Source organism: Shewanella japonica, assembly GCF_002075795.1.
GTDB lineage: Bacteria > Pseudomonadota > Gammaproteobacteria > Enterobacterales > Shewanellaceae > Shewanella > Shewanella japonica.
The window spans coordinates 1,557,733-1,579,556 of the sequence record NZ_CP020472.1; the positions used below are offsets into that span (position 1 = coordinate 1,557,733).

21 protein-coding genes are annotated in these 21,824 nt (G+C 36.6%); 15 read left to right on the forward strand and 6 right to left on the reverse strand.

The features are described 5' to 3' along the window. Positions 1 to 100: 100 nt before the first annotated feature. The 3 genes from SJ2017_RS06730 to SJ2017_RS06740 all read right to left on the reverse strand — a co-directional run bounded on the left by SJ2017_RS06730 (position 101) and on the right by SJ2017_RS06740 (position 2,543). Positions 101 to 649, reverse strand: a complete 549-nt coding sequence (locus tag SJ2017_RS06730; RefSeq protein WP_065109082.1) for a YggT family protein — start codon at positions 647 to 649, stop codon at positions 101 to 103. Between the two features lie 175 nt (positions 650 to 824). Further along, on the reverse strand, positions 825 to 1,643 hold the full coding sequence (proC, locus tag SJ2017_RS06735) for a pyrroline-5-carboxylate reductase (RefSeq protein ID WP_080915254.1): 819 nt from the start codon (positions 1,641 to 1,643) through the stop codon (positions 825 to 827). Between the two features lie 210 nt (positions 1,644 to 1,853). Then, positions 1,854 to 2,543 carry a YggS family pyridoxal phosphate-dependent enzyme gene (locus SJ2017_RS06740; RefSeq protein ID WP_080915255.1) on the reverse strand — a complete coding sequence of 230 codons (690 nt, stop codon included), beginning with the start codon at positions 2,541 to 2,543 and terminating at the stop codon, positions 1,854 to 1,856. 35 nt (positions 2,544 to 2,578) lie between these two features. Between SJ2017_RS06740 and SJ2017_RS06745 the strand changes: the two genes are divergently transcribed. The 4 genes from SJ2017_RS06745 (at position 2,579) to hemH (ending at position 6,658) form a co-directional block, all read left to right on the forward strand. Beyond that, positions 2,579 to 3,616: a type IV pilus twitching motility protein PilT gene (locus SJ2017_RS06745; RefSeq protein ID WP_055026341.1), complete on the forward strand. Its 1,038-nt coding sequence runs from the start codon at positions 2,579 to 2,581 to the stop codon at positions 3,614 to 3,616. A gap of 12 nt (positions 3,617 to 3,628) precedes the next feature. Continuing rightward, entirely contained in the window at positions 3,629 to 4,741 is a 1,113-nt protein-coding gene (locus SJ2017_RS06750; protein ID WP_055026340.1) for a PilT/PilU family type 4a pilus ATPase, read from the forward strand. Positions 4,742 to 4,952: 211 nt separating this feature from the next. Beyond that, positions 4,953 to 5,495 (forward strand): glutathione peroxidase, encoded by a 543-nt coding sequence (locus SJ2017_RS06755; protein WP_055026339.1) that lies wholly within the window; start codon positions 4,953 to 4,955, stop codon positions 5,493 to 5,495. A gap of 149 nt (positions 5,496 to 5,644) precedes the next feature. Then, positions 5,645 to 6,658, forward strand: coding sequence for a ferrochelatase (hemH, locus tag SJ2017_RS06760; protein ID WP_080915256.1), 1,014 nt, complete (start codon positions 5,645 to 5,647; stop codon positions 6,656 to 6,658). A 154-nt stretch (positions 6,659 to 6,812) separates the two neighbouring features. On the opposite strand, the gene ruvX is transcribed toward hemH, so the two are convergent. From ruvX to yciH, 3 genes are all read right to left on the reverse strand, one after another. Beyond that, positions 6,813 to 7,244, reverse strand: coding sequence for a Holliday junction resolvase RuvX (ruvX, locus tag SJ2017_RS06765; protein ID WP_080915257.1), 432 nt, complete (start codon positions 7,242 to 7,244; stop codon positions 6,813 to 6,815). A gap of 66 nt (positions 7,245 to 7,310) precedes the next feature. Beyond that, positions 7,311 to 7,871 (reverse strand): YqgE/AlgH family protein, encoded by a 561-nt coding sequence (locus tag SJ2017_RS06770; RefSeq protein WP_080915258.1) that lies wholly within the window; start codon positions 7,869 to 7,871, stop codon positions 7,311 to 7,313. A gap of 94 nt (positions 7,872 to 7,965) precedes the next feature. Continuing rightward, entirely contained in the window at positions 7,966 to 8,295 is a 330-nt protein-coding gene (gene yciH, locus SJ2017_RS06775) for a stress response translation initiation inhibitor YciH (protein ID WP_080915259.1), read from the reverse strand. Positions 8,296 to 8,579: 284 nt separating this feature from the next. Here yciH and SJ2017_RS06780 point away from each other — a divergent pair, with 284 nt between their 5' ends. From SJ2017_RS06780 to SJ2017_RS06830, 11 genes are all read left to right on the forward strand, one after another. After that, complete coding sequence (locus SJ2017_RS06780) at positions 8,580 to 9,140, forward strand: DUF4136 domain-containing protein (protein WP_080915260.1); 561 nt, start codon at positions 8,580 to 8,582, stop codon at positions 9,138 to 9,140. A 307-nt stretch (positions 9,141 to 9,447) separates the two neighbouring features. Then, on the forward strand, positions 9,448 to 9,942 hold the full coding sequence (rfaH, locus tag SJ2017_RS06785; protein ID WP_080915261.1) for a transcription/translation regulatory transformer protein RfaH: 495 nt from the start codon (positions 9,448 to 9,450) through the stop codon (positions 9,940 to 9,942). A gap of 536 nt (positions 9,943 to 10,478) precedes the next feature. Next, positions 10,479 to 13,220, forward strand: a complete 2,742-nt coding sequence (locus tag SJ2017_RS06790) for an SLBB domain-containing protein (RefSeq protein ID WP_080915262.1) — start codon at positions 10,479 to 10,481, stop codon at positions 13,218 to 13,220. 128 nt (positions 13,221 to 13,348) lie between these two features. After that, positions 13,349 to 14,323, forward strand: a complete 975-nt coding sequence (locus SJ2017_RS06795) for a Wzz/FepE/Etk N-terminal domain-containing protein (RefSeq protein WP_080915263.1) — start codon at positions 13,349 to 13,351, stop codon at positions 14,321 to 14,323. Positions 14,324 to 14,546: 223 nt separating this feature from the next. Continuing rightward, positions 14,547 to 15,623, forward strand: a complete 1,077-nt coding sequence (gene rfbB / locus SJ2017_RS06800) for a dTDP-glucose 4,6-dehydratase (protein ID WP_080915264.1) — start codon at positions 14,547 to 14,549, stop codon at positions 15,621 to 15,623. A gap of 48 nt (positions 15,624 to 15,671) precedes the next feature. Further along, the gene (gene rfbA / locus SJ2017_RS06805) at positions 15,672 to 16,544 is read left to right on the forward strand and encodes a glucose-1-phosphate thymidylyltransferase RfbA (protein ID WP_080915265.1); all 873 of its coding nucleotides are present in this window, start codon (positions 15,672 to 15,674) and stop codon (positions 16,542 to 16,544) included. 2 nt (positions 16,545 to 16,546) lie between these two features. Next, on the forward strand, positions 16,547 to 17,119 hold the full coding sequence (locus tag SJ2017_RS06810; RefSeq protein WP_080915266.1) for an acyltransferase: 573 nt from the start codon (positions 16,547 to 16,549) through the stop codon (positions 17,117 to 17,119). After that, positions 17,106 to 18,242: a dTDP-4-amino-4,6-dideoxygalactose transaminase gene (gene rffA / locus SJ2017_RS06815; RefSeq protein ID WP_080915267.1), complete on the forward strand. Its 1,137-nt coding sequence runs from the start codon at positions 17,106 to 17,108 to the stop codon at positions 18,240 to 18,242. The genes SJ2017_RS06810 and rffA overlap by 14 nt, the downstream gene beginning before the upstream one ends. Continuing rightward, positions 18,229 to 19,659, forward strand: a complete 1,431-nt coding sequence (locus SJ2017_RS06820; RefSeq protein WP_080915268.1) for a lipopolysaccharide biosynthesis protein — start codon at positions 18,229 to 18,231, stop codon at positions 19,657 to 19,659. Before rffA ends, SJ2017_RS06820 begins: the two co-directional genes overlap by 14 nt. A gap of 4 nt (positions 19,660 to 19,663) precedes the next feature. Next, entirely contained in the window at positions 19,664 to 20,716 is a 1,053-nt protein-coding gene (locus SJ2017_RS06825) for a TDP-N-acetylfucosamine:lipid II N-acetylfucosaminyltransferase family protein (protein ID WP_080915269.1), read from the forward strand. Then, positions 20,716 to 21,822, forward strand: coding sequence for an EpsG family protein (locus SJ2017_RS06830; RefSeq protein ID WP_080915270.1), 1,107 nt, complete (start codon positions 20,716 to 20,718; stop codon positions 21,820 to 21,822). Before SJ2017_RS06825 ends, SJ2017_RS06830 begins: the two co-directional genes overlap by 1 nt. Positions 21,823 to 21,824: the final 2 nt, after the last annotated feature.

Below are 21,824 nucleotides of genomic sequence, written 5' to 3' on the forward strand. Positions count from 1 at the left end.
TAGCCCTTTAATTATTAACTGATAAGTTGTTACAAATATTGCTTAAGTATTGCTGACTATATTAAGCAAAGGTGCCAAGTACTTATAAGCATGAGTGCCTTTACACTATGTTCCAATATGGAATGTATTGCGCAAATAAGATATTGATAAAGTTCATTGCAATCAGAACAATCATGACTGATAAATCAAGACCACCCATTGGAGGCAATATTTTACGTACCGGGCGTAAAAATGGCTCTGTAAGTTGATCCATAACCATCACAATAGGGTTATGCCCTTGATTGAACCAGCTTAACAATGCACGAATAATCAATACCCAGAAAAGCAGCATTCCAGCTTCTTTTATTACCGATACTGCTGACAATATGATGAGTGAAACGGCATCGATTTTAAAATCGACCAATAGACCTAGTGTGACAAATTTGAGCACAACCACTAAAAATGCCAGTGCAATTGAAGCAGTATCAATACTACCAATTGAAGGTAAAACGCGGCGCATTGGAGCAATAATAGGTTGTGTCGCTTTAACTACAAACTGGCTAAAGGGATTGTAGAAGTCGGCTCTGGCGAGTTGTAACCAAAAGCGTAAAATGACCACCATTAAATAGAGGTCAAAGATGGTGGTGACCAGAAATTGCATTGCATTCATTTTGTTGAGCCCTGTTGTTACAATTTTTAAATAGCTGATATAACTCGTTTAGCAGTAAATCACGTTAATCAGTCATCAATTAATAAAGCCTATTATCGGATTTCTTACTGAATATTGCCTTAATACGTTATCAAACGTAATGGAATATCATCAGTTTGGCTGAAACAGCATTAATTTAAAACGTTTTTGCCATTTCTTCTGCGCGTTTTTTGCAGTTTGTCATAGCTTGGTCAGCTAAACCCCGTAAGTTTCCTTGCTCAAAAGTTTCAACTGCTTGAGCGGTTGTCCCACCTTTTGAGGTGACATTAGTGCGTAACTCTTCAAGTGATAACTGTGGGTTTTGAACCACCATTTGAGCAGCCCCTAAAGCAGCTTGCTGGGCAAGCTCGCGCGCAGTGACTTCATCTAGACCCGTTTTAACGCCGTGCTGAATCATAGATTCAATAAATAAGAAGAAGTAAGCGGGTGAACTACCAGCAAGTGCGATGACCTGATTTAACTCATCTTCTTGTTTTACCCAAACTGTTTTACCACCGCTTTGCATTAAGGTTTCACATATTTGTTTGTTAGCAGCTGAAATCGATTCATCAGCAAAGAGTCCTGTCATGCCAGCACCAATTTGAGTTGGGGTATTTGGCATGGTGCGGACGAGTTTAATGGGTTGTTTAAAGTAATCTTGGTAGCGAGATGCTGGAATACCTGCCGCGATAGTAATCATTAACTTACTTGATAAATCTAGGTGGCTCATTTGCTCACAAACCATTTGCATTAATTGCGGTTTCACACTGAGCACAATCACATCAGCAGCTTGAGCTGCAACAATATTGTCATGAGACACTTGGATGCCAAAATCAGCTTTTAACGCATCGAGCTTTCCCGCACTTGGGTTAGTTGCATGCACAAGCTCTGCAGGATATCCATTTGAAATCAGTCCGCTAATAATTGAACGAGGCATATTTCCTGCGCCAATAAAACAGATTTTTGCTTGAGTCATAAATTAAGATCGCTTTTATTGTAGGGTGAGTCGTGGTTAATGTGTTTACAGATAATGCGTTATTGGTATTCATACGACATTTCTAAATACGGTTAAATAATATATTTGGGTGCTAGTGACTTTTTACAAGTCACTAGAGGTTAAAAAATATTCATAACTTATACGCATTTAATCGTACTAAAGGAGCCTAGGATAAAACGGCAGCCTTATTTATTTTCTAGAGCCAAAAATGGCGGTTCCAATTCTCACCATGGTAGAACCATGAGCGATGGCTACGGTTAAGTCATTGCTCATTCCCATCGACAGTGTATCGACCGTTGGATAATCATTTTGCAGTTGATGGTAAAGCGCTTGAAGCTTGGTAAATTCCGCTTTTTGCACATTAATGTCATCTGTAGCCGTTGGAATTGCCATCAAGCCACGCAAAGTTAGGTTTGGAAGTTGACTGATGGCATTTGCTAATGCGTTTATTTCACTGGCTTGCAGTCCAGACTTAGTGTCTTCATTACTGATATTGACTTGAATACATATTTGCAAAGGTGCTTTGGTTGCTGGACGCTGATCATTTAATCGTTTAGCGATTTTTTCTCGACTCACTGTGTGCATCCAGTCAAAGTGTTCAGCAACAATCCGTGATTTATTTGATTGAAGCGGGCCAATAAAATGCCACTCTATATCAGCGTAGTCTTGCTTAAGTGCAATGACTTTTTCTTCACCTTCTTGGACGTAGTTTTCACCAAAACAACGCTGGCCAGCTTCATAGGCGGCAATAATATCTGAAATAGGTTTTGTCTTACTTACTGCAAGCAAAGTGACTTCTTCACTGTTACGTGAACAATTTTGCGCCGCTTGAGCAATTTGGCTCTGGGCGATTGATATTCGGTCTGCTATTGTTGTCATATTGTTTTTATTTGTTTAAATGGGTGTCATTGACCATGGAAATAACTGAGTTACTTGCCTTTAGTGTAAAACACAATGCCTCGGATCTACACCTTTCAGCAGGTGTTTCGCCGATGATTCGAGTTGATGGTGAAGTCAGAAAGATTAATCTACCTGCCTTAGACCACCAAGCAGTTCATGGTCTGGTGTATGACATCATGAATGATAAGCAACGTAAGGACTATGAAGAGCATCTAGAAATCGATTTCTCATTTGAAGTGCCTAACTTAGCTCGTTTTCGTGTGAATGCTTATAACCAATCTCGTGGTGCTGGTGCGGTATTTCGTACCATTCCAAGTGATATTTTATCATTAGAGCAATTAGGCGCACCTGAAATCTTTAAGAAGATTTCGAGTTTTCCTCGTGGGCTTGTATTGGTTACAGGGCCTACTGGTTCGGGTAAATCAACCACATTGGCTGCGATGGTAGATTATATTAATAATGAACGTCATGATCACATATTAACCATTGAAGACCCAATAGAATTCGTTCACCAAAACAAACAATGTTTGGTCAACCAACGTGAAGTACACAAGCATACCCATAGTTTTGAAGCGGCGCTTCGAAGTGCACTTCGTGAAGATCCTGATGTCATTCTGGTTGGTGAGATGCGTGACCTTGAAACCATTCGCTTAGCAATGACAGCAGCAGAAACCGGTCATTTAGTATTTGGTACCTTGCATACAACTTCTGCGGCTAAAACCGTTGACCGTATTGTGGATGTATTCCCAGCGGGTGAGAAAGACATGGTACGTACTATGTTATCTGAATCATTACAGGCGGTAATTTCGCAAACCTTGATTAAGAAAGTCGGTGGTGGCCGAGTCGCTGCCCATGAAATTATGATGGGCACACCTGCGATTAGAAACCTAATTCGTGAAGATAAAGTCGCGCAAATGTACTCTGCTATTCAAACCGGTATGGCGCACGGAATGCAAACACTTGAGCAATGCTTACAAAACTTAGTTAACCGTGGCTTAATTAGCCGTGATGATGCGATGTCTAAAAGCTCAAATAAACAAGCTAACTTTTAAGGGATAAAGCAGATGGATGTTCGTCCTTTTTTAAAGGTCATGGTAGACCGTAAAGCATCAGATTTATTTGTTACTGCGGGCTTTCCGCCGAGTGCAAAAATTGATGGTGAATTAAGACCGTTATCAGAAAGCAGTTTTACGCCTGAGCAGTCGTTAGATTTTGTAGAGTCTTTAATGACTGATGTGCAAAAACAAGAGTTTCATGAATCTCGCGAATGTAACTTTGCTTTTGCGGCTAAAGAATTAGGCCGTTTTCGTGTTAGTGCTTTTTGGCAACGTGAATCACCTGGTTGTGTGATGCGCCGTATTGAAACAAAAATCCCAGAAGTTGAAGATTTAAAGCTACCGCCCATTTTAAAAGATTTGGTCATGAGTAAACGTGGTCTGATTATTATGGTCGGTGGTACCGGTACTGGTAAATCAACCTCGTTGGCTTCGCTTGTTGGTTATCGTAATTCACATGCTCGAGGTCATATTTTAACGATTGAAGACCCAGTGGAATTTGTGCATGACCATCGTAAAAGCATTATTACTCAGCGAGAAGTCGGTATAGACACTGACTCTTTTGATGCTGCGCTTAAAAGCTCACTTCGTCAGGCGCCAGATGTTATTTTGATTGGTGAAATTCGAACTCAAGAAACCATGGAGTTTGCGCTGTCATTTGCTGAAACGGGTCACTTATGTATGGCAACACTCCATGCTAACAATGCTAACCAAGCGTTAGACCGTATTATGCATTTAGTGCCTGAAAATAAGCATAACCAACTCTTATTCGATTTGTCGCTAAACTTACGTGGCATTGTCGCTCAGCAGCTTGTGCCTAAATCAGATGGCTCTGGGCGTCGCGCTGCTATTGAAGTGTTAATCAACACTCCTCGTGTGGCGAGTTTGATTGCAAAAAATGAGCTGCATTTACTCAAAGAAACCATGAGTAAGTCACGAGAGCAGGGCATGCAGACTTTTGACCAAGCGTTATTGGATTTATACTTGGAAAAAGAAATTAGCTATGCAGATGCGCTGCATCATGCTGATTCTCCAAACGATTTACGCCTAATGATAAAACTGCAAAATAATGAGAGTAGCAGTTCTGGCATTATGGATGGTGTCACGTTAGACATGGATTAGTTGAATGCTGAATGCCTGTCAGTGATTCATAATATGAGACCAAGGTAAGCTATCGTTTACTTTGGTTTTTTTGTTTTAAATTTAGCTAAAATGTTTTCAACAAATGTTGAACCTTCAGCAGATTTATACCGTATTGGCATAACAAGATTCATGCTAACTTTCTTACCATCAAGGTATTGTAAAAAATTAAAGAATTTCAAAAGGGAATATTATGAAAAACAAATTATTAATAACAAGCCTGCTAGCATCTACTACATTACTTAGCGGCGTTACTTTTGCTAATTCTTGCCCAGACTATTTAAATGTAGAAGCGCGCAAGTTGCACTCTGAAGAGACGGTTGATTTATGTGAATTAACTCAAGGAAAGCCGGTGCTTATTGTTAACACGGCCAGTAATTGTGGTTTTACCCCTCAATTTGAAGCATTAGAGGCGGTTCACAAACAATATCAGGATGATCTCGTTGTGATTGGCTTTCCATCAGATGACTTTTTTCAAGAAGAAGATGATGAAGCAAAAACTGCAGATGTGTGCTTTTTAAACTATGGCGTGACTTTTACTATGGTATCGACATCGGCAGTTAGAGGTAATGATGTTAATTCTGTGTTTGCCTATTTAGGTGACAAAACCGCAGCACCTAAATGGAATTTTTACAAATACTTAGTCAGTGCAGATGGCGAAAGTGTGCAGCAATTCAACTCTAGAGTAAAACCGGATAGCGAAGAGATGAAAAAAGCGATAGAGTCTGTTTTATAAATTTTCATTGCTATTGAAACTATTTGTTTACAGTTTGATTACGCTGCTAAGGAATCAATAACTGTGTTAGTTAATAGCCTCTAAAATTCACCATATTGTTGTTTGAACCTCATCAACAAAGTGGTGAATGACTTTTTTCGGAGATAGTTTTGTATAAATTTTCTGGTTTAAGTAAAGAAGACGGTCACAAGTCTCGCGGTAAGACTGGCGTATTATTAATGAACTTAGGGACGCCAGATGAACCAACCCCTTCAGCAGTTAGACGCTACCTTGCTGAGTTTTTATCAGATCCACGTGTTGTCGAAATACCGAAATTAGTATGGATGATTATCTTACACGGGATTATTTTACGTGTTCGTCCTGCTAAGTCAGCGGCGCTTTACAAAGAAGTTTGGACAGACGAAGGCTCACCTTTAATGGATATCAGTTTGCGTCAACAGCAAAAGTTAGCCAAAGTTTTTGAAGATAACGATGTTGATGCCTCAGTTCATTTAGCTATGCGATATGGTAACCCTTCAACGCCATCAGTACTGCAAAAAATGCATAAAGATGGAATTGATAGAGTGATTGTATTGCCGCTATATCCTCAATATGCAGCACCAACAACCGCATCAGCATTTGATGCAATTGCAAAAGAGTTATGTAAATGGCGCTACATTCCTGCACTGCATTTCATTAATACATACCATGACGATCCGACTTTTATTGATGCATTAGCTGAATCGATTCAAGCTGATTTCGATGCTAACGGTAAGCCTGAAAAATTAGTATTGTCATATCATGGAATGCCAGAGCGTAATTTACATTTAGGCGATCCATATTATTGCTTTTGTGTAAAAACAACGCGATTAGTGGTAGAAAAGCTAGGCTTAGACGAGAAAGAATACGTCATGACTTTCCAGTCTCGTTTTGGTAAAGCTAAATGGCTACAGCCTTATACTGACGCAACAATGGAAGCATTACCTAAAGAAGGTGTTAATGATATCGCCGTCGTGTGCCCTGCGTTTAGTGCCGATTGCTTAGAAACCTTAGAAGAAATTAAAGGCGAAAATCGTGAAGTCTTCGAAGAGGCGGGAGGTAAGAAGTTCCGCTATGTCGAGTGTTTGAATGACAATGATGCCCATATTAATATGATGGCGAACTTGGTTAAGCCATACCTATAATTGGCCGTTATAAGTAAATTAAAGGAGCCGTTTGGCTCCTTTATTGTTTCTATTGATATTGCGCTTTACTGTTTTGATGGCCTTTTAAAGCAGACAGCATTAATCTGAGTCCTGATTTTCAATATAGTGGTTTTCAGCTATATTAGTTTTCAAATTATTTGTTCTCAAGATAGTGGTTTTCAAAATAGCTTTCGATGATTAACACGGCCGATACCGCATCAACTTGGCCTTTTGTTAGCTTTTTATAACCACCAAGTTCGAACAAACGAGCTTTGGCATCAGTAGTGGTTAAGCGCTCATCTTGGGTGACGACTTTAATACCAAAACGGCCACTGACTCTGTTAGCAAATTTCCGTGCCCGTTGAGTCATTTCCTGCTCAGTTCCGTCCATGTTTAACGGTAACCCGACAACAATAAAGTCAGGTTTCCATTCTTTGATTACTGCTTCTATTTCATCCCAATTTGGAATACCGTCGTTAGCTTTTATGGCTGACACGGGGGCGGCGCTTGCTGTGACTTCTTGTCCGACAGCAACACCGATACTTTTGGTACCAAAGTCAAAACCTAAAACGGTTTTTGATTGCATAGAAATCAATGCCTTATATTAATCTTAAAATAATGTTCAACATTTAGCTAAACAATTGTGGCTGTATTATGAATGACCGACTTGAGAAGATATTTGCCAAATATCAAATCCGAGCTTTTTAGTTGCCTCTGCCCATAATGCTTCATGATCTTGGCAAAATAGTAACTCTGATGTGGCGGGTATCGTCAACCAGGTGTTTTCAGCAAGTTCTTGTTCAAGCTGATCTTTACTCCAACCTGAGTAACCTAATGCCACAACAAATTGTGATGGTGATTCATTAGTGCCGAGGGCATTCAGTACGTCACGTGAGGTGGTAAGCATACAAAAGTCGCTTATCGCCTCACTATTAACCCATTGTTCTTGTGGTGTATGTAATACGAAACCTCTGTCTGTATCGACAGGGCCACCTAACAACACCGGCCCTTCTAAATCCAAACTCAGTCCGGACTCTTTGGTTAGCCCTATTTGGTCCAGTAACTCATCAATTACGATATTAGTAGGGCGGTTAATCATCACGCCCATTGCACCTTTATCGTTATGTTCACAAATATAGATAACAGAACGTTCAAAGAAGGTATCTTCTAATGACGGCATAGCAATTAAAAGGTGACCTTGTAAGCTATCCATAAGTTTTCCTTTCACAAATTAAAATAGAATGCGGCAAACGTTTTAAAAAATAAAAGCTATACCTTAAATTTGTAAATTAAGGTTATTGAGGTCTTTAACCTCCAGCAAGCTTCACGGTGTAATTTTGCTTCTCTAGCAGTAACTTGATTTTTTCTCTATCGTCAGTTTGTACTTCGATATCGAATCCTTTTACTGTTCCGCCACAGCCACATTGTTTTTTTAGCTTTTGAGCTAGCGCTTTAAGTGCTTTAGCATCAAGCCCTAAGCCTTTAATTACACTTACGCCTTTTCCCTTACGTCCTTTACTGTCTTTATGTATGCGGACAATCCCATCACCTTGAGGAATTACTTCTTTTTGTTTGGGTTGGTCTATTTTGCCGCCATCAGTGCTATAAACTAATGATATGTTTGGATCGATTCTCATAATAAACAGAAGTCATTGGGTGTTAATACCAGTTTAGCAAACTAAATCAGGACGCTAAAGCTCCTTCGTTTGTCGCGTTGGGATAAATTGACCAGATACTAGTTTAATTGTTTATCAGTAAAACGGTGGAAAGCCAAAGCGTTGCATTTAGCTTGTTTAGACACATTTTGTTTATATTATCGGTTGATGATTAAGACTTACCTAGGTAAGCTAAATATTAATCATGAATCCATCTTACATCGTAAATGAAACAAGCCTTTAGCTCGTTATCGTTTGGAGACACTATGAAAAAGCTTTTCGTTGCCGCAGCTGTTTTAGCATTAAGTGCATGTAGTACATTAAAAACGAACTCTGATTATGATCCAGCAGTTTCGTTCGACCAATACAAAAGTTTTGCTTGGGTAGAAAAGAAAACTGAAGACAGCACATACCATCTTGATGGTTTGATGGATCAACGTGTTAGAGATGCAGTTAATAACCAGCTGACTCAAAAAGGCTTATCTAAGGTAGACGTTGAAAAAGCCGATATACTTGTTAATTACCTTACCAAAGTGGATAAAAAGATTAACGTTGACACATTCAACACCAGTTATGGCTATTACCCATATTATGGGCGTCGTGGTTGGGGCGGTGCGGGTATCAATACGCAAACAACAGTTCGCGAATATGAAGTTGGCACGTTAATTATCGATTTTGTTGATAAAGAAACTGGCAAGCTGGTTTGGCGTGGTAGTGTCGCAGATACGATTCGCGACCAAAATACTCCTGAAGAACGCGTTGAAATTATCAATCATGCGATAGGGCAAGTGATGTTGAATTTTCCGCCAAAGCCAGAGAATAACTAATTTTAACGCTACTTTAGTTTAGCACTTTATTTTTGAAGGTTTTGATAGAAACATTGTAAGACATTGTATTAGTGATTGTTAAGCCACCTGGTATTTGAGGTGGCTTTTTTGTTTGTATTTCGTTTTATTTAAAATTAAATGCAATTTGGAATGTGCGTTTACATAGCTGCAAAGTATTTTTTTGTATCAAAACTCGCCAAATAGGAGCATAAAAGCCAAAAGACATTTCTTTACATTACCAGCTTTGCTAAAATCTGCAGCTTGGTGATAACGGAAGTCACCACTGGATGAATGAAGAGTAATTAAGATGAAGTCATGGTATTTGTTATATTGTAAACCACGTAACGAGATACGTGCGCAGCAAAATTTAGCCATGCAGCAAATTGAAAGCTATTTACCTGTCATTCAAGAAGAGAAAACATCTCAAGGAAAAACCAAGCTTGTTGAAGTGCCGCTATTCCCTTGTTATTTATTTATCTATTTTGATCCTACAGAAGTGAGCGTTAGCCGCATTCACTCAACTCGTGGTGCGTCAAGGATAATTGGTTGTCGTGAAGATATGACAGCAATTGATGACAGGATCATTCAAGGTATTAAAAATAGAGTAAAACAACACAAGCCGGATATCGATAATGGTTTGCAACACGGCGATAAAGTTAAGTTTACTGACGGGCCGTTTGTGGATTTAGAAGCGATTTTTGAAGAGAAAAATGCCGAAAAGCGCTGTTTCGTTTTATTTAATATTATGGGGCAGCAAAAACGCATGTCAGTAGAAGAAGCGAGTATTAAAAAAGTGCTTTAGAGGCTGTTTATGTGAATGAGTGAGCAAATAGATTTCAAAGCTTTAGCCGGGTAAGATATTGACAGCTTTTTGTGTAAGACATTCGCTATTGTTTTGGCCTTTAATTTGACGATGTAAAATATTTTCTGGTGTTTTGTTTGTTATTTTGAATGAGTGTGATTAGCAGGAAGGTAGCTACATCCGATTTAGTGAATACTGCTATCAATGAGTCCACTAGAGTCATTTGAATTTTTCAACTAACAAACAACATAGAATAAGATATAGTACATTTCGAAATTGAGACGACTTACTAAAAAGAACTAGTACAAAATGGTTGTTTTAGTCAGTTGTTTTTTACAAATATGAATATCGAATTTTCGATGGGCACTATAGAAGCCGTAATCTATGGGCGGTAGCGTGTCCGAAGGACATCGAATGAATAATTTCATTCGTTTAGTGAAAGCTGAAGGCCTCTGGCCGCCATGCGGCTCGGTAGCATGTCTTAATTACAGTATGTTTGAAGATAAATTGTTCGTCTTAACTTGGAGATTTATAAGGTGTTTCAAAAAGCTAAAAGTTTAGCCATTGCCGCAGTGAGTGCTGTAATATTATTCAGTTTACCTACACAAGCGGTGACTCCGTCTCCACAAATGATTGAACAATTTAAATCATTACCCGCATCAGAACAGCAACGACTTGCAAAACAATATGGCATAGATACTTCAGTATTAAATGGAAGTGTTGGCCAAAGCACTGCCATTTCTGCTCCGTCACAGGTTCCAAGCAGGGATGTTGCAAAGCCTACTAAAGAAAAAGACGTTGAGTTAGATTTTGAGCAGGATAGTAGAAAGACTGAGCTCGCTTTTTTTGGTTATGACATGTTTGCGGGCGAGCCAATGACTTTTTCTCCTGTATCTGATGTTCCTGTTCCGAGTGATTATTTAGTCGGTCCTGGAGATACAGTTAATGTTCAACTTTATGGAAAAGATAACCGTGAATATACACTGACTATTGGGCGTGATGGGACGATCCAATTTCCTGAGTTAGGTCCTATATCAGTAGTCGGATTAAACTTTGTCGAATTACGCGAGTATTTAAGTGAGCGAATTAGCAAGCAGATGATTGGTATTGAATCGAATATCACCATGGGCGAGCTTCGTTCTATTCGTATTTTCATTGCTGGTGATGCATACAAACCTGGAGCATATACGGTATCAAGTTTGTCTACTATTACTCAGGCTTTGTTCGTTGCTGGCGGTGTCAATGAAATTGGTAGTTTAAGAAATATCCAAGTTAAGCGTAAAGGTAAACTGATTGCCTCATTTGACTTATATGACTTACTACTTAATGGGGATGCATCAAAAGATATTAACCTTCGCTCAGGTGACGTTGTATTTATACCTTCTGTTGGAGGTCGCGTAAGCGTTACTGGCGAAATAAGAAGACCTGCTGTATACGAAATTAAGCAAGATGAAACCATTAATGACGTCATCAAAATGGCTGCTGGAGTTAACCCTGGTGCATACCCGAGAAGAAGTAGCATTGAGCGTTATAATCAAAATGGATTAAAAACCATTGTTAATGTTGATTTAACGTCAGAAAAAGCAAAGCAAAAGCAAGCTAAACCGGGTGACTTTATTAGAGTGAAAAGCGCGTCGACCCAGTATGAAGATGCCATCACTTTAGTTGGTGCTGTGGTAAGGCCTGGAAAGTATCAATGGTTCCAAGGACAAAAGATTAATGATTTAATTCCAACCATTTGGGGAGATTTAGCGATCTCAGCAGATTTGAATTATGGACTTGTGATTCGCGAAGTTGATAAATTTGGCAAAATCGAAGTTCACCAGTTTTCACCTGGTAAAGCAATTGCACAACAAGATGTAACACAAAACATCACTCTAAATGCTAGAGATAAAGTGATTGTGTTCAACCATGATGACTCTTCTGTTAATCGATATGAATTAAATAAATTAGTATTAAATCGTGCTAAAAAAATCAAACAATTAAGTGGTGATTCTTTAATTGGATCTGATTTATTTAAAGCGGGCTTCAAATCAATGAATGTTAATAAGCAATCTTCAGTGTTAGGTAAAACTGAGATTGGTGGTGTGGTTATGCCGGGAGCTGTTGCTGAATTAGACGAGGAAGAGAAGCTTGTCGGAGACGAAGTCTCAAAAATGTTGTCAAATTTATTTGAAGACAGAGATCTTATTAAGCTCAGCTCGTCATTAAGTCGTGAAGAGTTATTATTCCCAATAATTACCAAGTTATCTTTGCAAAGTGGTGTATCAGAAAAAGTTAACGTTATTGCCGTTACTGGCAAGGTTAAACACTCTGGTATTTATCCATTAAGTGTTGGCGGCAGAGTTAGTGATTTAATTACTTCTGCAGGGGGGTTAGTTGAAGGCGCTTATACGGCACGTGCTGAATTAACCCGTACAGAAACGGATACTAGCATTTCAGATATACAGCATTTACATATTAATGTTGGCAACGCTATTAATGGAGTCGCAGAAGATAACCTAGCACTTGAAGGCAGAGATATGCTGGTTGTGCTAACAACACCTGAATGGCAAGAGCGCAAGTCTGTTGAAATTCGAGGCGAAGTAAGATTTCCTGGAGTCTACAACATCCGCCGTGGTGAAACATTGGCTGATGTGATGAAACGTGCTGGCGGCTTTACTGATTATGCATTCCCCCAAGCTTCAGTTTTTGTGCGTGAATCAGTAAGAAAACAAGAACAACTAGAAATAAAGAAGTTAGCTGATCAACTACGTCGTGATATTGCAACTCGTGGTGTTTCAAAAGACGGCACTGTAGTTAATTATTCTGAAGCGCAGTTGATGCTAACTGATCTTGAAAATATCCAAGCTCTCGGTCGTTTAGTTGTTGATTTAAATGCTATTCAAGTCGGTATTGAACAAGCTGATTTACAATTAGAAGATAAAGATGTGCTTTATGTACCGACAGTAAAACAGATTGTCTCTGTTATGGGAGAAGTGCAGCATCCGGCAACACATAGATTTAAAGAAGGTATGACATTAAATCAGTACTTAGCTATGTCTGGCGGAGCTCGTGAGCGCGGAGATGACGATAGAACTTATATCATTAAAGCTGATGGTTCCGTTATGTTACCTGAACAGAACTTCTGGTTTAGTAAAACCGCTGCAATTTCTGCTGGCGATACCGTTATTGTTCCACTCGATACCGAATACAAAGATAATTTGACCTTATGGACTCAAGTCACTCAGATTATTTACAACACAGCGGTAGCTGTGGCTACGATTTCAGGTTTATAAATTAGTTAATTAAAACTTCCATCCAACTACAGTATCTAATGTAGGTGCTTTAGTGGGTTAACTATTTTGCAAAATGTTTCTAAGGAAATTAATAAAAAGCAGCTAAGTACTTTTTATTAAAAAATGCGATGACAAAACAGATAACACAAAATTATACCGAAGCAAATTTTGGCTTAAATCAGCAACACAATGCTGATGATGAAATCGATTTAAGAGAATTATTTGCCGTTATTTGGCAAGGTAAATGGCTAATTATTGCAATAACGTCAATATTTGCTGTTGGTTCAGTTATATTTGCATTGAGTCAGCCTAATACCTATAAGTCAGAGGCTTTATTATCCCCAGCTGACTCTGAGCAAGGTGGTGGCGGACTGGCTGCCTTAGCTGGACAGTTTGGTGGCCTTGCAAGTATGGCTGGAATCAACCTTGGTGGCGGTGGTGGAGTTGACAAAACTCAAATGGCCATAGAAGTGGTAAAATCTCGCAAATTTACCAGTGAGTTTATTCAAAAGCACCAAATACTGGCAGACTTGATGGCAGCAGAAAAGTGGAACATGGAATCAGACTCACTGGTTTATGATCCTGAAGTATTTGATATGGATAACCAAAAGTGGGTGCGGGAAGTTAAAGCACCATTTAAACCTGAACCTTCAATGCAAGAAGCATATAAAGAATTCAGTCAGTTAATATCAATCAATAATGATAAAGAATCGGGAATGGTAAAAGTCGCTGTTGAGCACCTGTCACCAACCGTTGCCCAACAGTGGGTAAATTGGTTAGTTGAAGATATCAATTTAGAAATGAAGCAACGAGATGTTGCCGAAGCTCAGCGAAGTACGGCGTTCTTAGAAAATCAAATCGCGCAAACAAATATTGCTGATATTCGCACTATTTTATATCAGTTAATCGAAGAACAAACCAAAACGATTATGTTTGCTGAAGTGCGTGAAGAATACGTATTTAAAACCATAGATCCAGCATTAGTCCCAGAAGAAAAAGCTGGCCCTAAACGAGCCTTGATTTGCGTATTGGGTATCATGTTGGGTGGAATGTTAGCGATAATGATTGTATTAATCAGACACTTTGTAAGAAAAGAAGATTAAAAAAGATACATAAAAGAAAAAAAGAGCCTATTGGGACTGTTTGAAGAAAAACAGTAAAACCTAGGCTTTCTAGGAGATAGCGGCAATGTCGCTGTCTCAAAATGGATAAAAAGTGTCTCAGCTCTGTTTCAAGCGCTGAGATTTAAAAGTGTAACCCTTCAGTATTTGTCACTAAAAGATAACCATTCATTGTGGTTGAATTCATCAAATTCGGTAGTAAAAAATGAAAATTCTAGTCACCGGTGGTGCAGGCTTTATTGGCTCTGCAGTTGTTCGTCATATTATCAAAAATACTCAAGATAGCGTTATTAATGTAGATAAATTAACTTACGCGGGCAATCTAGAATCATTGATTAGCGTTGAAAATGATGAACGATACACATTTGATCAAGTTGATATTTGTGATGCTGTAGAACTTGAACGTGTATTTACAGAACACAGACCAGATGCTGTAATGCATCTTGCTGCAGAGTCTCACGTAGACCGTTCAATCACGGGGCCGTCAGATTTCATCCAAACTAACATCGTGGGTACTTATACACTGCTTGAAGCTACTCGTTCATATTGGAACGAATTATCAGATGAAGCTAAAAAAGCATTTCGTTTTCATCATATCTCTACAGATGAAGTATATGGCGACTTACCTCATCCTGATGAGGTTCAAAGTAAAGATGAATTAACCTTATTCAGTGAAACCACCCCATATGCGCCAAGCAGTCCATATTCGGCATCTAAAGCATCGAGTGACCACTTAGTTCGCTCATGGTTACGAACCTATGGCTTACCTACTATCGTCACCAACTGCTCGAACAACTATGGTCCTTACCACTTTCCAGAAAAGCTGATCCCATTAGTTATTCTTAATGCCCTAGAAGGTAAAGACCTACCAATTTATGGTAAAGGTGATCAAATCCGCGATTGGTTATATGTTGAAGATCACGCTCGTGCCTTATATAAAGTGGTCACCGTAGGTAAAGTTGGCGAGACCTATAATATTGGCGGCCATAATGAAAAGCAGAATATTGAAGTGGTAAAAACAATATGTTCTATTTTAGACAAATTAGTGCCTAAAGAGTCCGCTTATGCAGATCAAATAACTTATGTAACCGATAGACCTGGTCATGATCGTCGTTATGCAATCGATGCTACAAAAATGAGCAAAGAGTTAAATTGGGATCCTGAAGAAACTTTTGAAACTGGATTATGTAAAACTATCGAGTGGTATTTAAGTAACCAAAGATGGTGTAAACACGTTCAAGATGGCAGTTATCAAAGAGAGCGTTTAGGTATTAATGCTTGATTAGTTATTTTGTCTCTAGGTATAACTACCATTAAAAATTGAGGATTTATGAAAGGTATTATTTTGGCAGGTGGTTCTGGTACTCGCTTATACCCATTAACATGTGGTGTTTCAAAACAACTGTTACCAGTATATGATAAACCTATGATCTATTATCCGTTATCAGTATTAATGTTAGCTGGTATTCGTAAAGTTCTGATAATTACCACACCTGAAGATAATTCAAGTTTTAAGAGACTATTAGGTGACGGAAGTCAGTTCGGGATTCAAATCGACTATGCTGTTCAGTTTACTCCAGACGGTTTGGCTCAAGCATTTATTATCGGTGAAGAATTTATAGGAGACGACTCTGTCTGTTTAGTTTTAGGTGATAATATATACTATGGCCAAGCATTTTCACCGATGTTAATAGAGGCAGCGCAACAAAAAATAGGTGCTACAGTTTTTGGGTATCAAGTTAAAGACCCTAAAAGATTTGGAATAGTTGAGTTTGATAAAGAATTAAAGGCAATATCTATAGAAGAGAAACCTATAAAACCCAAATCAAATTATGCTGTTACTGGTTTATATTTTTATGATAATCAAGTTGTTGAAATTGCTAAATCTATTACGCCTTCGGAAAGAGGGGAGCTTGAGATTACAAGTATTAATCAAGAGTATTTAAAACGTGGCTTACTAAATGTGAAGCTACTTGGTCGTGGTTTCGCTTGGTTGGATACTGGAACTTATGAAAGTTTGTTAGATGCCGGTTTATTTGTTTCTACTATTGAACATAGACAAGGCTTTAAAATTGCTTGTTTAGAAGAAATTGCATTTAATCAAGGGTGGATCGATAAAATAAATTTGATGAACATTGCAGACAAATTTAAAAAGAATTCTTACGGTGATTACTTATTGTCATTAGTAAATGAAAGGACTTAGATATGGCGTATTATACTAAACTCGAACTTGAGGAAATAGGTTTTAAGTATCTAGGTAAAAATATAAAAGTAAGCACAAAAGCTATAATTTATGATGCCGAATTAATCTCAATAGGTGACTTCTCTCGAATTGACGACCTATGTATTTTATCTGGTAAAATTGAAATTGGCGCATATTGTCACATTACACCTATGTGCTTAGTTGCAGGTGGAAAGCCTGGAATTAAGCTAAGTGACTTTTGCACTTTGGCTTATGGAGTGAAAATATTTGCACAATCTGATGATTATACAGGGGAGTCGATGGTTAATTCTCTAATTTCAGCAGATTTTAAAAAAGAACATTTTGCAGCTGTTCATTTAGATAAGCATACAATTATAGGTACGAATTCTGTGATATTTCCTGGTGTTACAGTCGGAGAAGGGACCTCTATAGGAGCCATGTCTCTAGTCTTAAAGAGTACAAAGCCATGGGGAATATATGTTGGTACTCCTGCGAAAAGAATAAAAGATAGAAATAAAAATATTTTAAAATTAGAAAGCCAATTTTTATATGAGAAAAATAATGATACCATTTAATATTCCACCTTGTACTGGCACTGAAAAAGAATTTATTTTAGATGTTATAGATGGTAGTAAAATGTGTGGAGATGGCAAGTATACAAATCTTTGTCACGCTTGGTTTGAACATGAATTTGGATGCATAAGAGCTCTATTAACACCTTCCTGTACGGCTGCTTTAGAAATGGCGGCAATATTAATCGATATAAAACCTGACGATGAAGTTATTATGCCATCTTATACTTTTGTATCAACAGCAAATGCTTTTATATTAAGAGGGGCAAAAATTGTTTTTGTAGATATTCGACCAGATACAATGAATATAGATGAAAACCTAATAGAGCAAGCTATTACCAGGAAAACAAAAGCGATAGTACCAGTTCATTACGCCGGGGTGGCATGTGAAATGGATACGATTATGAAAATAGCTGAGAAATTTAATTTGTGGGTCATAGAAGATGCAGCACAAGGTGTTATGTCTACTTATAAGGAGCGTCCATTAGGTACAATTGGGCATATAGGTTGTTATTCATTTCATGAAACTAAAAATTATTCATCTGGTGGTGAAGGTGGTGCTATCATAATAAATGATTCAAGATTTGTAGAGCGGGCAGAGATTATAAGAGAAAAGGGAACTAACAGAAGACAGTTTCTAGATGGTGCTGTAGATAAATATACTTGGGTAGACATTGGTTCTAGTTTTTTGCCTTCAGAATTACAAGCTGCTTATCTTTATGGGCAACTAACTTCAGCTAGACTCATTAATGATAAAAGATTGATGTTATGGTCTAGATACTACGAGGGTCTTTATCCATTAGTGCAGAAAGGATTTTTGGAGATCCCCACCCCGCCAATAGACTGCAAGCATAATGCTCATATGTTTTATATAAAACTAAATGATAAAGATGTCAGAAAACTGATGATTGAATATTTAGGGATAAAAAATATTCAAACCGTTTTCCATTATATACCTCTACATAGTTCGCCTGGCGGGCTGAGTTACAGTGTTTTCAATGGTGATGATAAATATACTACAGAAGAAAGTCTTAAATTAGTAAGGTTGCCTATGTTTTACAGCCTAACGGTTAGTGATGTTGATAATGTTATAGAAGTAATTAAGGCTTATTTTGAAACTTGTTGAAATGTTTAAATACTCAATAGGTCCTGTAGGTGCGGCATTATTAAGTCTATTTACAATCCCTATTATGGCGTGGGTATTTAATGCTGAAGATATTGGGAAGTATAATCTTTACATAGTTTCTACATCATTTGCAATGATGTTTTTAACAATGGGCTTACATCAATCATTGGTAAGGGAGTTTAACGAGTCTGTAAATATTGAATCTTTATTGAAGTCTATATTTGTTCCAATTTTAATATTGCAAATTTCTTCCAACTTTATATTTTTTCTGCTTTATTGTTCTGATTTCGATCTTTCATTTATATTGTTCGGTACAGTTGACTTGCAACTCTCGTTACTTATCAGTACTTCATTCTTTATCATTACATTTAATTGTATTATCTCTCATTTAGTAAGAATGCAAGAACGGCCTTTGCTTTTTTCTTTTATACAGTTTGCTCCTAAGGCCACTTTGTTTATTCTGATTGCTATATCTTATGCATATAATGGTGATTTAGATTATAAGTATCTTGTTTTTAGTTATTTATCTTCGATATTATGCGTTTTTATCGGCCTAGTTTTATTTTACAAAAGGTTATTGATTAGAGTTATTTTTTCAGAATTCAATAAAGAGATAATGGCTAAGTGTTTGAGGTTTGCTACTCCTTTAATGTTTGGTGGAGTAGCTTATTGGTCTATGACTGCCATAGATAGAGCTTTACTCCGTTATTTTAGTGGCTTTAGTGAACTTGGTGTTTATGCTCTTAGTATTAGTCTTGCTAGTTTTACTACGATATTTACCGCCGTTTTTTCAAGTATATGGCATCCAATAGTTTACAAATGGGGGGTGGGGAAAAAAAGCATTGTTAAAGTCCAGGCGGTAACAGATTATTTATTTTTATTTGTTATTTTTATATGGTCACTTGGAGTAATAACATCGATCTTTTTACCTTTTCTATTTCCTGCTGAATTCTCAGACATTCAATTTTTGTTTGTTGCTTGTTTGGCTATGCCATTATTGTTTTTATTGTCAGAAGCTACGGTTGTTGGGATAGGCTTATCTAAACGAACAATATTTTCAATGTATACTTCATTAATCGGGTTCGCCATAAATATTGTGTTAAATTTAGTTTTAATCCCTGTAATCAACGCAAAAGGTGCTGCAATAGCATCTTGTATATCTTTTTTTATATTTTTCATTTTAAGAACTGAGTTTTCATGTATAGCCTGGTACTCCCTGAAAAGAATCAAAATGTATAGTTTTATTACATTGTATATTGTTTTTACCGTTATTTATATTTTATTTGAAAATGTTAGCAGTATTATTATTACCTCTTGGTTTATTTTGTTGTTGTTATGTTGTTTTTTTTATCGTGAAAGGCTTTTTGAGTTAAAGGCAATGATCTTAATAAAAATTAATAGAAAAATAGGTGGATAAATAAATGATTAAGGTACTTCATATTTCTATCAATGCGCATAACTGTAAGAATAAATTTCTACCAAACTATAAAGTATTCTTGGAAGCAGAATTTTCGAAAGTTCATAACGATTTTATTTACTTAGGAGATCACACTGGTTTGGTAATCGATGAGAAAACTTTAATTATTCCTGATGAATTTTATTCAGCTATAAAAATTTTAATTTCTGTAAATAAGTACAATAAGGTGATTTTTCATTCTTTACCTTCAAATAAAATTCTTTTTGTCCTATCATTTTTTATTGGTCGGTTTTCTCACATCGACTTTGTCCTGTGGGGAGGAGAAATTCACCATAAGAATGTTATGGCATCATCAATTCGTTCTAAAGTTAAAAATTATTTTGCTAAACAATTTCTTAGAAAAATAAAAAATTATATAACATATATTAAAAGCGATTTTGAATTGATTCAACTCATATCTAAAAATTCAAACTTGATTAACTTGGGGGCTATTTATCCTAGTAACATCTGTGGCCAAATAGAATCAGATACTATAATTCATAAGACCGATAATCGAGTTTTAATAGGGAACTCTGCGATAAAAAGAAATAACCACTTTGATGTGATTAAAAAGTTAGCCAGTAAAAAACTGAATAATATTGATGTTTATCTTCCTCTAGCTTATGGGAATGTGGGTGATTATTCAGATAGCTTAATTAAGTACACAGCTAATCATTTGAGTTATTGTCGCGTTCATCCTCTTATGAATTTTATTGAATTCGAATCTTACCTTCGGCTTTTGAGCACTATGACTGCAGCCATTTTTTATAATGATGGTCAACAGGCTATGGGAAATATTTTACAATTATTTTATTACAAAGTTAAAGTTTTTCTCAAAAAAGATAGCAATGCTTGGTGTTTAGTTACTGAGTTGGGTTTTGTAGTATATTCAATTGACGATTTCAATCTTGAGTTAGATGAATTAGTTTTGGAGGAAAATAAGAATAATGCTATTCGATTATTTTCCTATCAAACAACTACAAACCATTATGAACGATATTTCAGTAGTATTAAATAATGATATATTTTTTCCCGTTGTTTTTGTTGTGTTCTACTGCTTTCTTAGATTTTTTTTCAAAAAATGTTCGAGCCCTTAATTATTTAAAATTCAGTATTTGCTGTTTTTCTATTGTTTTTCTGTTCACAATGCTAAGTCTTAAGGGAAATATTGAGCCTGATTATATCAGTTATTTCAATATTTTTAATAATACACCGTCACTTTTTGATTTCAATGCCGACTCTATTGCTGTCGCTAAAAAATCAGCATTTGGTATTGAATACGGTATATTAATCATAAATGGTTTCGTAAAAATATTCAGTGATAGGTATCAGTTACTTTTACTTGTTGTTGCTTTTTTAAATATATTTTTGATCATAAAAATCAGCTCATTTTTTAAAGAATGTCGCTATTTTGTTATCTTTGCTTTGGTTGCATTATTCTATCAAGGAATTTTTGTTCAAATTAGATTCGCTCTTTCTTGTTTCTTCTTATATTATTCTATATTGTTGTATCTAAGCTCTAGAGAAAATAACTTACTGAAAGTATTGTCCATAATTAATTTATTTTTTGGTGCCATCCTGCATAATGTTTGGGTAGTGACGATTTTTATGCCGCTTTTATTGAAGTTAAAAGGATTTATTAGAAAATATATACTTTTTTTATTTTTAGCAACGTTGCCATTAGTGTGGGTTGATCTTTTTGCTGTCGCAAAATGGATAGTGCAAAATCTATTTCCAAGATATAATGTATATATTTTGGATTATGATGGATATAAAGCAAGTCCACTCCCATACTTCTGGAGATTGTTTTTAAATGTTTTTCTAATTCTATTATTATACTTCAAAGAATCAAATAGATATAAGGAGTTTTCAAATGTTGATTCCTTGTTACTTTCATTCTTGTTTATGAATCTTCTGATATGGGCTGTAGGTTATAACTTTCCAATATTGTACCGTGTGTCATGGTTTTTTGATATTGGATATGTTTTTTTTATTGTTTCATTCTATAAAAGTCATTTTATGTTTAAAAAAATTACTTTTTTTGTTATTTTTTCTTTATACCTTTTTTACAGAGTATATAATGGTATGGATTCATATGATGAATTTTATTATGATTGGGTTTAATG